The sequence below is a fragment of the Paenibacillus caui genome, assembly GCF_019904135.1.
In the GTDB taxonomy this organism is placed as follows: Bacteria; Bacillota; Bacilli; order Paenibacillales; family Paenibacillaceae; genus Fontibacillus; species Fontibacillus caui.
On the sequence record NZ_JAIOGQ010000018.1, the window covers coordinates 47,539 to 64,128 of the forward strand.

At 53.8% G+C, this 16,590-nt stretch carries 12 protein-coding genes; all 12 read left to right on the forward strand.

Annotation, left to right across the window (positions count from 1 at the left end; translation table 11 throughout):
* The first annotated feature begins 2 nt into the window (after positions 1–2).
* Positions 3–1,004, forward strand: coding sequence for a hydroxymethylbilane synthase (hemC, locus tag K7397_RS12255; RefSeq protein WP_223068247.1), 1,002 nt, complete (start codon positions 3–5; stop codon positions 1,002–1,004).
* Between the two features lie 6 nt (positions 1,005–1,010).
* Positions 1,011–2,552: a uroporphyrinogen-III C-methyltransferase gene (gene cobA, locus K7397_RS12260; protein WP_223068248.1), complete on the forward strand. Its 1,542-nt coding sequence runs from the start codon at positions 1,011–1,013 to the stop codon at positions 2,550–2,552.
* 14 nt (positions 2,553–2,566) lie between these two features.
* Positions 2,567–3,571 (forward strand): porphobilinogen synthase, encoded by a 1,005-nt coding sequence (gene hemB / locus K7397_RS12265; protein WP_223068288.1) that lies wholly within the window; start codon positions 2,567–2,569, stop codon positions 3,569–3,571.
* Between the two features lie 126 nt (positions 3,572–3,697).
* Positions 3,698–4,999 carry a glutamate-1-semialdehyde 2,1-aminomutase gene (hemL, locus tag K7397_RS12270; protein ID WP_223068249.1) on the forward strand — a complete coding sequence of 434 codons (1,302 nt, stop codon included), beginning with the start codon at positions 3,698–3,700 and terminating at the stop codon, positions 4,997–4,999.
* Between the two features lie 2 nt (positions 5,000–5,001).
* Complete coding sequence (locus tag K7397_RS12275; RefSeq protein WP_223068250.1) at positions 5,002–5,913, forward strand: RluA family pseudouridine synthase; 912 nt, start codon at positions 5,002–5,004, stop codon at positions 5,911–5,913.
* 129 nt (positions 5,914–6,042) lie between these two features.
* Positions 6,043–7,545, forward strand: coding sequence for a LysM peptidoglycan-binding domain-containing protein (locus tag K7397_RS12280; protein WP_237690873.1), 1,503 nt, complete (start codon positions 6,043–6,045; stop codon positions 7,543–7,545).
* 403 nt (positions 7,546–7,948) lie between these two features.
* Positions 7,949–10,621, forward strand: coding sequence for a valine--tRNA ligase (locus K7397_RS12285; protein WP_223068252.1), 2,673 nt, complete (start codon positions 7,949–7,951; stop codon positions 10,619–10,621).
* An 11-nt stretch (positions 10,622–10,632) separates the two neighbouring features.
* The gene (locus K7397_RS12290) at positions 10,633–12,006 is read left to right on the forward strand and encodes a bifunctional folylpolyglutamate synthase/dihydrofolate synthase (protein ID WP_223068253.1); all 1,374 of its coding nucleotides are present in this window, start codon (positions 10,633–10,635) and stop codon (positions 12,004–12,006) included.
* Between the two features lie 5 nt (positions 12,007–12,011).
* Entirely contained in the window at positions 12,012–13,391 is a 1,380-nt protein-coding gene (gene murC, locus K7397_RS12295) for a UDP-N-acetylmuramate--L-alanine ligase (RefSeq protein ID WP_223068254.1), read from the forward strand.
* Positions 13,392–13,602: 211 nt separating this feature from the next.
* Positions 13,603–14,610, forward strand: a complete 1,008-nt coding sequence (locus tag K7397_RS12300) for a LacI family DNA-binding transcriptional regulator (protein ID WP_223068255.1) — start codon at positions 13,603–13,605, stop codon at positions 14,608–14,610.
* A 91-nt stretch (positions 14,611–14,701) separates the two neighbouring features.
* On the forward strand, positions 14,702–15,667 hold the full coding sequence (locus tag K7397_RS12305; RefSeq protein ID WP_237690874.1) for an ABC transporter permease: 966 nt from the start codon (positions 14,702–14,704) through the stop codon (positions 15,665–15,667).
* A 12-nt stretch (positions 15,668–15,679) separates the two neighbouring features.
* Entirely contained in the window at positions 15,680–16,576 is an 897-nt protein-coding gene (locus K7397_RS12310; protein WP_223068257.1) for a carbohydrate ABC transporter permease, read from the forward strand.
* Positions 16,577–16,590: the final 14 nt, after the last annotated feature.

The following is a 16,590-nucleotide window of genomic DNA, read 5'->3' on the forward strand; positions in this document are numbered from 1 at the left end:
GCATGCGCACGATTGTAGTAGGGACAAGGCAAAGTCAGCTTGCGCTTACCCAGACAGGTCAAGTTATCGAGGACCTCAAAGCGATATGCAAGGAGCAGGGCCTCCCTTTTCAATTTGAAGTACGCAAAATCGTAACCAAAGGCGACCGGATTCTGGATGTAACCTTGTCCAAAGTCGGGGGCAAAGGCTTGTTTGTCAAGGAAATCGAACAGGCCATGCTGGAGAAGGAAATAGATATGGCAGTACACAGTATGAAGGATATGCCTGCATGGCTGCCTGAAGGCCTGATCAATGGAGCCGTTCCCCGCCGGGCCGATCCGCGCGATGCGCTCATCGCAAAGGGAGGAGGGTCCATGACGCTGGATGAGTTGCCGCCAAATGCGAAAGTGGGAACAAGCAGCCTTCGCCGGGCCAGCCAGCTCAAGGCGCGCAGACCGGATTTAAGGCTCGAAACCTTGAGAGGAAATATTGATTCCAGGCTGCGCAAGCTTGTGAGCGAAGGTTTTGATGCGATCATTTTGGCGGCAGCGGGACTTGAGCGAATGGGCTGGAAGGACCGGATTACGTCTTATCTGCCTGTGGAGCTTTGCCTTCCTGCTGTCGGACAGGGGGCCCTTGGCATCGAATGCCGGGAAGACGATGAAGAGCTCAGACATTTGCTGTCGCTGTACAACGACACGGCTACTTCCTTGACCGTGCAGGCCGAGCGGCGTTTCCTCGCTGAACTGAACGGGGGCTGCCAGATTCCGATCGGGGCCTATGCCGTCATTGAGGACAACACCGATGCCGCAGCGAACAGCGAAAATAAAGCGAGTGACAGCATGGCAAGTGATCACGCGGCTCCTCTTCAGCTGCATTTGACCGGTATGGTCGGTTCGCCGGATGGACGGACGATTTTGAAGGAGGAATTGAGAGGAACCGATCCGGAGCGCCTTGGCACCGAGGTTGCGAATAAGCTGATCGCCCGGGGAGCGGGAGACATTCTGGCTGAAGTAAGGAGATGAGAACGTATGGCGGGAAAAGTGTATTTGGTAGGGGCGGGCCCCGGCGATGCGCGTTTGATTACCGTTAAGGGATTGCAATGCATAGAAATAGCGGATGTTGTCGTATATGATCGTCTGGCCAATCCCAGTCTGCTGAAATCTATGAAAAAAGGAGCAGAAAAAATATACGTCGGCAAAAAGCCCGACCGCCATACGATGAAGCAGGAAGAAATCAATCAACTGCTCGTGGATTTGGCGCTTCAGGGAAAAACGGTCGTTCGGCTGAAGGGCGGAGATCCGACCATTTTCGGCCGGGTCTCCGAGGAGGCGGGGCTGCTTCGCCGTAGTGGCGTTCCGTTTGAAATCGTGCCGGGAGTTACGGCGGCCATCTCCGTTCCCGCTTATGCAGGGATTCCCGTGACGCATCGGGAGTTGGCTTCTTCCCTGTCCATCATCACCGGCCACGAAAGCCCGGAGAAGCTGGATCATTCGATCAAATGGGACAAAGTAACGAATTCAACCGGCACGCTTGTGTTTATGATGGGTGTTGCGAAAATCGGTTATATCAGCCAGCAGCTCATTGAGCACGGACGTTCGCCCGATACGCCGGTAGCGCTGATCAGATGGGGAACGAGAGCCGAGCAGGAAACGCTGACCGGCACGCTGGCGGATATTGAAGCCAAGGTGGCCGCAGCAAAATTTCAGCCTCCGGCTGTTATTGTAGTCGGAGAAGCGGTACTGCAGCGGGAAGAGCTGAAATGGGTGGAAGATTTGCCGCTGTTTGGAAGGCGGGTCCTCGTGACCCGCTCGAGATCCCAGGCAAGCGTATTGGTCCGCCGGATTGAGGAACTGGGCGGGGAAGCGTATGAACTGCCGGTTATTGAAACGGTTTTGCCGACAGATCCCGAGGTGCTGAAGCATACGGAACAGGCGCTCTCCTCGCTTGAGCAGTTCGATTGGGTGTTCTTCACCAGCGTCAATGGGGTAGAGTTCTTCTTCCGTCATTTGGAGAGCGCGGGCACTGACATCAGATCCTTGCACAAGGCGAGAATTGCAGCCGTCGGACCGGCCACAAAAGCGGCGCTGGCTGCCAGAGGCATTGTGGCGGAAAGCCTGCCGGAACGATACCAGGCCGAAGGACTGGTGGAACAGCTGGGCGAAATGTGGAAACCCGGCCAGAAAGCGCTGCTTCCACGGGGGAATCTGGCGCGTTCATGGCTGCCTGAAGTGCTCCGGCAGCGGAAGCTGGACGTAACGGAAATCATCGCCTATGAAACCGTGCTGCCCGGGGAGGATGACGAAGAGCTGCTGAAGCTGCTTGAAGAAGGCGGCATCCATATCGTGACCTTTACCAGTTCCTCGACGGTCACGAATCTGATTGCCATACTGAAGCGCATGGGGCTTGCCGAACCGGCTGAAGCCTTGAACAAGGCGAACATTGCCTGCATCGGGCCGATCACGGCCAGAACGGCTGAGGAAGCCGGCCTGCGCGTGTCCGTCACCGCCGAAGAGGCTACGATAGACAGTTTAATAGAATCGTTAAGCGGCTTGAACCGCAAATCGAAATAAGGAGCTGTTGCATGATGTCTTTTCCAATTGTACGCCACCGCCGTCTGCGCCAATCCGCAGCCATTCGCAGCCTCGTCCGTGAAACGGTATTGACGGTGGATGATTTGATTCAACCGATTTTCATTACTTATGGCAGCGGCGTGAAGTCGGAAATTGCTTCCATGCCGGGCGTTTATCAATTTTCGCTGGATACGCTTGAAGAGGAGCTTAAAGAAATCGTTGACCTTGGCATCAAGGCGGTTCTGCTGTTCGGGATTCCGGAAACCAAAGACGCGATCGGCACTTCCGCGTTCGTTCAAGACGGCATTGTCCAGCAGGCGACCCGGAAGATCAAGTCGCTCTACCCCGATCTGCTCGTCGTGGCCGACACGTGCTTGTGCGAGTTTACGGATCACGGACACTGCGGCATGGTCCATACGTTTGAGCAGGGCGGCCATGTATACGGCGATGTGCTCAACGATGAGTCGCTGGAGCTGCTGACGCGCACGGCGGTATCCCAGGCTCAGGCCGGCGCGGATATTATCGCTCCGTCCAACATGATGGACGGCTTCGTGCAGGCGATCCGCCATGGACTGGATGAAGCCGGCTTCCCGCATATCCCGATCATGTCTTATTCCGTTAAATACGCTTCGGCTTTCTACGGGCCTTTCCGGGAGGCCGCCGATTCCGCGCCGCAGTTCGGCGACCGGAAAACGTACCAAATGGATCCGGCTAATGTTCGCGAGGCGCTGCGCGAAGCTGAATCGGATGTGCTGGAAGGGGCCGATATGCTGATGGTCAAGCCGTCGCTGGCGTTCATGGATGTCATTAGGCTGCTTCGGGAAGAGTTCGATCTGCCGATCGTGGCTTATAATGTCAGCGGCGAGTATTCGATGGTGAAGGCGGCCGCCCTGCAGGGCTGGATCAATGAACAGGCCATTGTAACGGAAATGCTGCTGGGGATGAAGCGGGCCGGGGCAGATATGATCATCACCTATTATTCCAAGGATATGGCCCGCTGGCTGCGGGAGTCCAAATAAAGGCACAAGCCATGCTGCTTGCCTTGCGTTCAGGGTATATTATACGTAAGTACATTCGGCAGAAGCCGCTTTCGGAAGAGGGCGGTCTTTTGCCTATACATTACATAGCTGGGGAGTGAACATTTCATGAGTTTGGAGAGCAAGGGACGGATCGAGGAAAAATCGCGGCAAGCGTTTGACGAAGCCAAGCAATATATACCCGGGGGTGTCAACAGTCCGGTTCGGGCTTTCAAGTCCGTTGGACTAACGCCCGTTTATGCGGATCATGGGAAAGGCTCCCATATTTATGATATCGACGGCAATTCCTATATCGATTATATAGGCTCATGGGGACCGCTGATCATGGGGCACGCGCATCCGGAGGTTGTGAAGGCGCTGCAGGAAGCGGCTGCCAAAGGGACCAGCTTCGGCCTGCCTACGCTGCTGGAGACAGCCATGGCGAAGCTGGTCGCTGACCGTGTGCCGTCGATCGATATCGTTCGGATGGTCAACTCCGGAACCGAAGCGACGATGAGCGCGATCCGCCTTGCGCGGGGCTATACGGGACGAAGCAAAATTCTGAAATTCGAAGGCTCGTACCACGGCCATGCGGACAGCCTGCTCATCAAAGCGGGCTCCGGCGTAGCCACCTTGGGCCTGCCGGACAGTCCGGGCGTCCCCGAAGGCGTGGCCGCCAATACGATCGCAGTGCCTTATAACGATCTCGAGACGGTCCGGCTGGCTTTTGACCGGTTTGGCGAGGAGATCGCAGGCGTCATTGTGGAGCCCGTGGCAGGGAACATGGGCGTCGTGCCTCCGCTGCCGGGCTTCTTGGAAGGCCTTCGAAGTCTTACCGAGCAATACGGCAGCGTGCTTATTTTTGACGAGGTCATGACGGGGTTCCGCGTGCATTTGAACTGCGCGCAGGGCCGGTTCGGCGTAACGCCGGATTTGACTTGCCTCGGCAAGGTGATCGGCGGCGGACTGCCGGTCGGCGCGTACGGCGGCAAACGCGAAATCATGGAGCGAATCGCCCCGACCGGACCGATCTACCAGGCCGGCACGCTGAGCGGCAATCCGCTGGCCATGACCGCCGGGTTCACGACGCTGTCCCTGCTTACCCCCGAGGTGTATGACCGGCTTGAGACGCTGTCGGCTCGCCTTGCGGCCGGGTTTGAGCAAAATGCCGCAGAGTGCGGTATTCCTTTCACCGTGAACCGCGTCGGTTCGATGGTATGCCCGTTCTTTACGGCCCAAAAGGTCATCAACTTTGATACGGCAAGAACGAGCGATCTTGACTTGTTCCGCCGTTATTTTGCGGCGATGGTGGATGAAGGCGTCAGCGTGGCTCCTTCCCAGTTCGAGGGCATGTTCGTCTCCGGCGTTCATACGGAAGCCGATATCGACGATACGATCGAAGCCAACCGCCGCGCCCTGCAGAAGCTGTGACTATGACGGGTCCGGGAAGACGGCGGGGAGAATGGCTGGAGCTGATGCCCGGCAAGGCGGTCAGAGGAGCCGCTGACCCGGCGGAGGCAGCGGCAGGATGGCTCGGCAGCGTGATCGGCATGCCTGACAAGCTGCTCAAGCGACTTGCCGGCGGCGGGGATATTCGGCTTGCCGGGGACCGCTTGCGCGTGCGCCTGTTCCCGCCGCGCGAATATGGGTTTGAACCAGGGGGCACGCCCCCGGTCGTTCTCTATGAAGACGACCATTGCCTTGTGGTCCACAAGCCCGCCGGATTAAAGGTTCATCCTGACGGCGGGGAGGAGGAGCCGACGCTGTCCAATGCTGTCGCCGCCCACTACGCGGAGGGCGGCCAGAAAGTCGCGGTCAGGCATATTCATAGGCTCGATGAATACACATCCGGCCCCGTCCTGTATGCCAAAAATGAACTCGCCCAGCTGAAGCTGGACGAAGCCATGTCGCGCAAGGAGATAGGGCGGACCTACATCGCCTGGGTCGAGGGCGTCGTGGCCCCGTCCCTTACAGTGATCGATGCCCCGATTGGAAGGGACCGCCACAACAGCCGGCGCCGGCGCGTGTCACCCGGAGGAAAGCCTGCGGTTACCCGCGTTGAGGTGGTCCAGACCTTTGCTGATGCCACGCTGGTCAGGCTGACGCTGGAGACAGGAAGAACGCATCAGATTCGCGTTCATATGAGTTTTTCCGGCCATCCTCTGATCGGAGACAAACTTTACGGAGCCAAAGCCAAGGACAATCTGCTGAATCATCAGGCGCTGCACGGGGAACGATTGGAGTTTGTCCATCCTTTTACAGGCGAGAAGATCGAGGTACTGGACCCTTGGCCAACGGAGCTTGCGCTGCTTCACAGCAGGCTGCAAAAAGCAACTTTCCGCTAAGCAGACGAAAAGATTGGCATGTGCTTCTTTTTACGGCATATAGATAAAAACGAGCGATGATGTAGCTATGGTCACATTTTGTGAGCGAAGAATCCCGTTTTTGCAAGTGTAAAAAGGAGGTATGTGCCCTTGTCTGATCAGTCCTATGGTTTAAGATTCGATATTTACGAGCGTGTTCATTTATCGGACGAAGAGACCGGCATCGAGGAACTGGAAGAGATTGAGCTTTTTCCAAGAATACAGGTTATGCCCGGGGATGATTATGCGACGCTCCGGGGACATTTGCTGCTGACAGGTTTATACCGCGGGGAAGGCGAAAGACGGGAACTGTCCCACCTGATCCCGGTTGAAATTACCATTCCGCTCAGCAGGGTCAACCGGCTGGAGGACATCTCCGTGGAAATTGAAAATTTCGACGTCGATCTTTTGAATGAACGAAGTCTCAATGTAACCGGCGTTTTGTCCCTTCAGGGCATCGAAACAACTGCCTTTGCGCCTGCCCCGCAGGACTGGACCAGCCGGGAGTACACGGCATCGTACGTTCAGGGAGAAGGGGAAGAGGAATCGGCGCCATGGATTACATCCGAGGCAGCCTTCGATACGGAGAAATCGGCTCCAGATGATCGGGACGAGGCCGTTTTATTTGAACAGGCGGAGGAATCGAAGGATGAAGCCGGCTTTGAATCCGCAAGCGAAAATCGGGAACAGGCCGATTTGACTGGCGAATGGTTCGATGAAGTCACTGACGCTGCTTACGTTAAAGAACGTTTGGGACAAGATATTGGTTACCAGGAAGAGAGCGAATTCCCGCAGGAAGCCGATGAGTCCTTTTCGGCAGCCGGTTTTTCGGCCTTGGCAGGCGAGTCCGGAGAGCCGCTGCCGGCGGTGCCGGAAGAAGATGACGGCCGGTTTGGGTATGAGACGGTTTCTGCATTTGTATCCTCAGCCGAGCCTGCAGCGCTTCCGGTATGGAAACTAGACCCTCCGGAAGCGGAAACCGGCAGTGCCGATTCGGCTGCGGAAGCAGTAGTTGCGGAATCGGAGGCTGCGGAACCGGTAGCTGCGAGACCTGAGGCTGCCGAACCCGAAGCAGTGGAACCCGAGGCTGCGAGACCCGAGGCAGCCGAACCGGTGGCTGCGGCGGCTGAGGCTGCGGAGATTTCCGGATCTGCAGAAGAAGAGCAGCCCGCTGTCCTGGAGGCTGCTTTCGCTGAACCGCCCGTGGCGGAGGCAGAAATACTGCCTGCGGAAGGGGAGAAGCCCCAGGAGCCGAAGATCGCTCTGAACAGCCAGAAAAAGAGCGAAGCATCAGGGGGCGAACATTTTGGTTTTAGCCAGCTGCTGCAGACTCCCAGACAGCTGCCTGCGTCTGAAGAAGCCAAAACGAAAGAAGAGCGGCCCGCCGCTGAACCCCTTCAGGCCGAGCCGGAAGACCGGCAGTGGAAGGAGTCCTTTATTTCCAAGCTGAACGAAGCAAGTCCGTTCCGCAAGGTACGCATGGTCATCGTGCAGCGCGAAGAAACGATTGACGAAATCGCGGACCGCTACAGCGTCAGCGCCCGTGAACTTTTGCTGCATAACCGCCTGTCCGAGCAAAATATTGCAGAAGGCCAGGTTCTCTATTTGCCGTAACAGGGTATATTTGTGTCAGCTATCCGCTTCCGGCCATTGACTATAGGCTTCAAGAAAGTTATTATGAACTATAGTCAAAGACGATGATCGGGAAGAGTAGACAGTATGCCCTTCAGAGAGTGGAATTGCTTAAGCTGTGAGATTCCGCAGGATACAGCTGATCGAAGTCGCCCGGAAGTCGCCTGTTTGAGCCCCTTACCCGGGTTAGAGCAGGCCGGCTCGCAGCCGTTACCCTGCTAATCAAGTGTCGCTTGAACCCCTCTTTTTTTGAACATTTGAACAAGAGCGCTGGCGGTTTTAGGCGAAACAAAGGTGGTACCGCGAGAGATAAAGCCCTTTCGTCCTTTGAGACGAAGGGCTTTTTGTATTTTTTTGGCCAAAGAGCAGGAGGTAATCGAAGAAAATGACACAGGAGCAAAAACTAGCAGCATCGGCAGAAATGCCGACCACGTATGATCCGAAAGCGGCGGAACAGAAATGGTACCGCTACTGGATGGATAATGAATTTTTTAAAGCAGGCCAGAGAAAGGATGCCGAGCCCTATACGATCGTCATTCCCCCGCCGAACGTAACAGGCATGCTGCACATCGGCCATGCGAATGATTGTACCCTGCAGGATATTCTGATCCGCACCAAGCGGATGCAGGGCTATGACGCTTTATGGATTCCGGGCTCGGACCACGCCGGCATTGCTACCCAGGCCAAGGTGGAGCAGAAGCTCCGCGAGGAAGGGGTAAGCCGCTACGATCTGGGGCGCGAGAAGTTTTTGGAGAAGGTTTGGGAATGGAAAGACAAGTACGCGAACACCATTCATGAGCAGTGGGCCAAAATGGGCTTTTCGCTCGACTATTCCCGGGAGCGTTTTACGCTGGATGAAGGGTTGTCCGAGGCCGTACGGGAAGTGTTTGTGAAGCTTTACGAGAAAGGCCTGATTTATCGCGGAAAAAGAATTATCAACTGGGACCCTGCCGCACGCACGGCGCTCTCCGACATCGAGGTGGAGTACAAAGAGGTTAATGGGCATCTGTACCATCTGCAGTATCCGCTTAAAGACGGCAGCGGCCATATTACGGTGGCTACGACCCGTCCGGAAACGATGCTCGGCGATACGGCTGTTGCCGTACATCCAAAGGACGAGCGTTATAAGGATTTGATTGGCAAAACGCTGATTCTGCCGATTATCGGCCGGGAAATCCCGATTATCGCCGACGATTATGTCGAGAAGGAGTTTGGCAGCGGGGCCGTCAAAATTACGCCGGCGCATGACCCGAACGACTTTGAAGTGGGGCTTCGCCATAATCTCCCGCAAATTACGGTTATGGATGAGACCGGTACGATGAACGCGGATGCGGGCAAGTACCAGGGGCTTGACCGTGCGGATGCGCGCAAGCAAATTGTCAGCGATCTCAAAGAGCTTGGCGTGCTGATCCGGATTGAAGATCACGTCCACCAAGTCGGGCACAGCGAAAGATCCGGCGCCGTTGTAGAGCCGTACCTGTCCACACAGTGGTTTGTGAAGATGGGGCCGCTTGCGGAAGCGGCGATTGAGGCGCAAAAATCAGGCAAGGGCGTCAATTTTGTACCCGAACGGTTTGAGAAAACCTATCTGAACTGGATCGAAAATGTCCGGGATTGGTGCATTTCCCGCCAGCTCTGGTGGGGACACCGGATTCCCGCCTGGTATTCGGAGTCGACCGGCGAGTTTGTTGTAGCGAAGAATGAAGAGGAAGCGCGCGCGAAGCTGGGCAAGGACGATCTTAGACAGGACGAGGATGTGCTGGATACTTGGTTCAGCTCCGCCCTGTGGCCGTTCTCAACGCTCGGCTGGCCGGACTTAAACAGCGAGGATTTTAAACGCTATTATCCGACAAACGTGCTGGTAACCGGCTACGACATCATTTATTTCTGGGTGGCGCGGATGATTTTCCAAGGGCTTGAATTTACAGGCGAAATGCCGTTTAAAGACGTGCTTATGCATGGTTTGGTCAGAGACAGCGAAGGCCGCAAAATGTCCAAATCGCTTGGCAATGGCGTCGATCCGCTTGAGGTCATCGAGAAATACGGCACGGACGCCATGCGCTACATGATTTCGACAAGCAGCACGCCGGGACAGGATTTGCGTTTCCGCTGGGAGCGTGTCGAGCAGGCGCGCAATTTTGCGAACAAGATCTGGAACGCTTCCCGCTTCGCTTTGATGAATCTGGAAGGCGTGACGGCAGATCAAATCGACATCAGCGGGAACCTTGGCACAGCCGACCGCTGGATCCTGCACCGTTTCAATGAAACGGCCCGCGACATTACACGCTTGATCGACTCCTATGAATTTGGGGAAACCGGACGGCTGCTGTACAACTTCATCTGGGATGACCTGTGCGACTGGTATATCGAGTTCTCGAAGCTCTCGCTCTATGGCGACGACGCGGCCGCCAAATCGAAGACGCAATCGGTGCTTGCCTATGTGCTGGACCGCACGCTTCGCCTGATGCATCCGTTTATGCCGTTCATCACAGAGGAAATCTGGCAGCATCTGCCGCACCGGGGCGAGACGATTTCACTTGCGGAGTGGCCTGCCTATGATGAAGCTCTTGCGGCTCCTGATGCTGTTGCAGAGATGAGCCTGCTGATCGATATCATTCGCGCGGTCCGCAATATCCGGGCGGAAGTGAACGTGCCGATGAGCAAGAAGGTTGAGCTTTTGCTGAAGCCGGCATCTGCCGATCTGCAAAATATCATCAAGCGCAACGAGCATTACATCCAGCGTTTCTGCAACACTTCCGATTTTGCCTCTTCCTTGGAAACCGCGACTCCGGAGAAAGCAATGACGGCTGTTGTTACGGGAGCGGAGCTGTATTTGCCGCTGGCCGGACTGCTGGATATCAACCAGGAAATCGCTCGCCTGGAGAAGGAGCTGGACCACCTAAACAAGGAAGTCGAGCGGGTTGACAAGAAGCTGAGCAATCAGGGCTTTGTCTCGAAGGCTCCTGCGCATGTCATTGAAGAGGAGCGAGCGAAGCAGAAGGATTATGCGGACAAACGCGCCAAAGTGCTTGCCCGGATCGAAGAGCTGAAGGGTTAAGGTGAACTAACATGAACGTACTTGAAGGAGAAACCCGGGCCCCGCTTCGTTCCTACGACGAAGCGGTCGAATGGATCAACGCTCTTATCCCGTTCGGCATCCGTCCGGGACTGGACCGGATTCACGCTATGATGGACCGGCTGGGCAACCCGCACCGGCGGCTGAAATTTATTCACGTCGCCGGTACGAACGGCAAAGGTTCGTCCTGCGCTTTTTTGACCGGCGCGCTGCGGGAAAGCGGTTATGCTGTGGGAACTTATACGTCCCCATATATTACAAAATTTACGAATCGTTTTCAGTATAACGGTGAAGATATACCCGAGAGCGTCCTGCTGGAGCTGTCGAACCGCCTTTACCCGCTTGTACAGGAAATAGCGGCGACCGAACTGGGTTCGCCTACGATGTTCGAGGTATCGACGGCTTTGGCCATTCTCTATTATGCCGAAGTTTGCTATCCGGATGTCGTTGTTTGGGAGACCGGCCTGGGGGGAAGGATGGATGTAACAAACATCGTAACGCCGGTCGTTTCCCTAATCACCAATGTCGGGTATGACCATACCGATATTTTGGGAGACACGCTGGAGAAGATTGCAGCGGAGAAGGCCGGCATCATCAAGCCCGGAGTTCCTGTTATTAGCTGCGTAGAGCAGCCTGAAGTGATCCGTATCATGAAGAATACGGCTGCCGAGAACAAGTCCGCCCTCTATCTGCTCGGAGAGCAGTTCACCTATGAGAGAGGCGGAATTCATGAGAACGAACAGAGTCTGCTCTTCAAGGGACCGTTTCGGGAAATCGGCCTGGATATCGGGCTGCAGGGCGAACATCAATGCAAAAACGCTTCCGGAGCGATCATGGTTCTGGAAGTGCTGAGACAATATATGGCATTTGTCCTGGACGATGAGGATGTAAAACGCGGGTTTCGAAATACGGCATGGGCTGGCCGTATGGAACTGGTCAGCAAAGATCCGCGCATCGTTCTTGACGGTGCCCATAATCCGGAAGGGGCGGAGACGCTTTCCAAATCGATTCCGGAAGTGTACCGTTACCGCAAGCTCAATTTGATGATGGGCATGCTGGCTAACAAGCATCATCACGGTTACTTCAAGCATATATTACCAATAGTGGATACACTCATCCTTACGGAGCCGGATTTTCGCAGGAAAATGGATGCCGGGGCATTGTTAAGCCTTGTACAGGAACTGAAGGAAAGTATAGCGAAGCCGGAGCTTAAAGTCATCGTGGAACCTGATTGGAAAACGGCTCTCGAAATCCTTAAATCGCAGACGGAAGCGGAGGATCTCGGGGTCGTATCCGGTACGCTCTATTTAATTTCCGATGTTCGGGCAGCTCTTCTGCATCAAACCGATTCTGAAAAAGGCTGGTGAAAACAATGTCAAATACGGTTACAGAACACGTTCATTTTATCGGGATCGGCGGCTATGGTATGAGTGCGATTGCCCGTGTCATGCTGGAGATGGGGTATACCGTCACAGGATCCGACGTCGCTTCCCAGGAACTTACAGAGAAACTCGCGGCTAAAGGAGCCAAAATTTATATCGGGCACACGGCCGAGCAGGTGCATGGCGCCGATATGGTTGTTTACTCCACGGCGCTCCCGAAGGACAATGTAGAACGGGTGGAGGCCCAGGAACAGGGCATTCCGGTTTTTCACCGTTCGCAGATGCTGGCCCGGCTGCTGAATGAACGCAGCGGGGTGGCCGTTGCCGGAGCTCACGGCAAGACGACAACCTCCTCCATGATCGCGCTTGTGATGGAGGAATGCGGGACCGACCCGACCTATATCATAGGCGGAGAAATTATGAATATCGGGACGAATGCGAAAGCCGGGAAGGGAAAGTATGTTGTCGCGGAAGCGGATGAAAGCGACGGCTCCTTTCTGCACTATTTTCCGGCCCTCTCTGTCGTGACCAATATCGAAGCCGACCATCTTGAAAATTATGGCGGCGATTTCGGGCATCTGAAGGAAGCTTATGTTCAGTTTCTGAATCAGACCAAAGCGGAAGGCAAGGCCGTTGTCTGCGGCGATGATGAAACGATACACGAGCTGCTGCCGCAGGTGAAAGCTTCAGTTATTACTTACGGCATCAAACAGGCCTGTGATTATACGGCCAGCGATATCGTGCTCGGCGACCGCAAAATCACGTTTACGGTGAACCATAACAAGCAAAAGCTGGGCAGCATTGAACTGCCGATTCCTGGTCAGCACAATGTATACAATGCGCTCGCAACAGTTATCGTTTGTTTGGAAGCGGGCATTCCTTTCGAAGGGATTGCCGAGGCTCTGTCTCATTTTCACGGAGCCAAGCGCCGGTTTCAGGTGCTGGGTGAAGCGGACGGCATCCTGGTAATCGACGATTACGCCCATCACCCGACGGAAATTCAGGCGACAATCAGTGCGGCCAAAGCGACAGGCAAACGGATTATCGCCGTCTTTCAGCCGCAGCGCTATACGCGCACCTTTTTCCTGCTTGATGCGTTCAGCAAAGCATTTGGGGATGCGAATGAGGTGATTATCACCGACATTTACTCACCTGCGGGCGAGAAGCAGATTGAAGGCGTAAGCTCGTCCAAGCTGGTTGAGCTGATCAAGCAGAACAGCAATGCCGGAGCAAGATACATCCCGACTAAGGAAGAAGTTATTCAGGATTTGACGGGACGGCTGCAGTCGGGAGATTTGGTTCTCACCATGGGAGCCGGCGATATCTGGAAGGTCGGCTACGCGCTGGCCAAGCAGATACGGGAGAACTAAACCTAAGCGACTGAGGCACTGCGCGAATTTCGATAAATACCGCGTCCCCTCCAAGGGGGACGCTTTTTGTCGTATTTTTAAATACTTTTAGGGAGATCAAAAATTGGGTGGGAGAAATACAAATTAATTATTGACAACAATTATTCCGAAATTTATCATGTGAGGTGTAGAGTTAATCGATTACGTAAACGATTAAATGGAGAGAAAACCCATGGTAAGAATCAAAGATGTAGCGAAACGGGCCAATGTTTCAACGGCGACCGTATCCCATGTCATTAACGGTACACGGTTTGTCATGAAGGAGACGCGCAAGAAAGTCTACGACGCTATGCGGGAGCTCAATTACAGGCCGAATTCGGTTGCCAGAAGCCTGCGCAGCAAGAAGTCGAAAATTATCGGCCTGCTGGTTCCGATTATGCCGCAGGATACCTCGAACTTCTTTTTCATGTCTGTAGCACAAGGGATAGAAAACGTTTTAAAAGAAAGCGGATACAACCTCATATTGAGCAATTCCAAAGAGGATATCGACGTTGAGCGGGAACAAATCAAAGCATTCAATTCCCACCTGATTGACGGTTTAATTATGGCGCCGACTTTTGACGATCATTCTTACTTAAGCGATATGACGCTTGAAGATTATCCGCTGGTCTTTATTGACCGCAAACCCACGCGAATGCAAGGCGACTGTGTTCTGTCGGACGGGGGAGAAGGAGCGTACCAGGCGGTCACCCACTTCCTTAAGAAGGGACATCGCCGTATTGGGTTTATTACCGGGTCACTCGGAATCACCAGCAGCGACGAAAGATTGGATGGCTACAAAAGGGCGCTGACGGAGAAGGGAATAGCGGTTGACGACAAGCTGATCCAGGTCGCGGATTCCGCCCACTCCAGCTTCAAGAGCGGTTATGTTCTGGCGAAAAAGCTGGTGCAGGAAACGGAAGTTACGGCTATTTTGGTGGCCAACAACGTGATGACGATGGGAGCGTTATCCTATTTACAGGAACACAAGATCAAAATTCCTGATGAGATCGCCATTATCGGCTTTGACGACTACGAATGGGCCCAGGTCACGCAGCCGGCTCTATCCATGGTCAGGCAGCCTTCCATTGAACTGGGGGAGACAGCGGCAAGAATGCTGCTTGAGCGAATCGAACAACCGGAGAATCCTTATCGGGAGGTCAAACTGGCGACAGAGCTGGTTATCCGAAATTCGAGCTAATTCTTTTGCGAAAGATTAGCCGGACATTTTATTAAAACGATTACGTAATCGTTTTAATAAAATGATAGCGCTTTATTTTAAAGGGGGAAGCATGATGTTGACGAACAGGGAGATCAGCACTCCACATGAGTACGCTCAGACAATCAAGCCCGAAAAACATACCTGGCGCAAAATAAAACGCAATTACGAGCTTTATTTGTTCCTGCTGCCGATTATTATCCTTTATTTGGTATTCAGGTATTATCCGATGTATGGGGTTCAGATTGCCTTCAAAGACTTTTCGCCAAGCCGGGGCATATGGGGCAGCGAATGGGTCGGCTTCAAATACTTTCAGCAGTTCTTTGACTCCTATAATTTCTGGAACCTTATCGAGAACACGATCACGTTAAGCTTTCTGTCGCTTGTCTTCAGTTTTCCGGTGCCGATTATCGTGGCCATCATGCTGAATCAAATGCTCGCCAAACGATACAAGAAATTTGTCCAGTCTGTCATCTACGCACCGCATTTTATTTCCACTGTCGTCCTAGTCGGTATGCTGAACGTGTTCCTGTCGCCCAACAGCGGCATTGTAAATCATATCATTTCGTTTTTTGGCGGAAAACCGGTACTGTTTATGGCTGACGAGAACTGGTTTCGCCCCCTGTATATTTTGTCCGGCATTTGGCAGGAGACGGGCTTCTCAACCATTATTTATTTAGCCGCCCTAGCGGGAGTCAATCCGGAGCTTCATGAAGCCGCTGTCATGGATGGCGCAAACAAATGGAAGCGGGTTTGGCACGTGGATATTCCGGCGATTTTGCCGACGATCGTGATCCTGCTGATCCTTGCCTTGGGCAATATTATGAGCATTGGTTTTGAAAAGGCTTTCTTGATGCAAAGTGACCTGAACTACGCCACCTCGAACATCATTCCTACTTATGTGTACGAATTGGGGATTCAAAAATCGCAGTACAGCTTCTCGACAGCCATCGGCCTGTTTAACTCCGTGATCAATATCATTTTGATCGTTGCAGTCAACCGAATTGCCAAAAAACTGACAGAAACCAGCCTGTGGTAGGAGGGACCCGCCGTGAACACTCTACTAAGCAGAAAAACAAAAGGCGATATGTTGTTTGACGCTGCCAACTATATTCTGTTGACCCTCATCATGCTGACGGTGCTTTATCCGCTGTATTTTATCCTGATTGCTTCCATAAGCGACCCCAATTTGGTTTATTCCGGAGAAGTGTGGCTGTTTCCCCGGGGGTTCACCTGGGACGGCTATGACCGGATATTTAACGACTCTTCCATCTGGCGCGGGTATGCGAACTCCATTCTGTACGCAGTGGTGGGGACGCTGATCGGAGTATCGCTGACGGTGCTTGCGGCCTATCCGCTATCCAGAAAAGATTTGGTGGGAAGAGGGACCATCATGTGGTTTCTGCTCGCTACGATGTTTTTTAGCGGAGGACTCATTCCAACCTATTTGCTCATCAAGGATCTGAATATGCTGAATACCATTTGGGCTTTGGCCCTGCCCGGTGCCGGAGGCGTGTTCAATATCATTATCGTACGTACCTTCTTCCAGTCCTCGCTGCCGGATGAAATGTGGGAGGCGGCTTCCATCGACGGCTGTTCCAACTGGAGATATTTTCTGAGCATCGTGCTTCCTTTATCGAAGGCGATTATCGCGGTAATGGTGCTTTATCATATCGTCGGCTTCTGGAACGGATTCTTCGACGCCCTGATTTATCTCAATGACGAGAAGAAGTACCCGCTCCAGCTGGTTCTGCGGAATATTCTCGTTCAAAACCAGGTGAACGCAAACATGATGGTCGATGTGGAATCCTATGCCGCGAAGATGCGGGTCACCGAGCTGATCAAATACGGCGTGATCATCGTGTCCAGCTTGCCTTTACTGATTTTGTATCCCTTCCTGCAAAAATATTTTGTCAAAGGTGTCATGATCGGCTCTATCAAGGGATAGACGTCTGAACACTG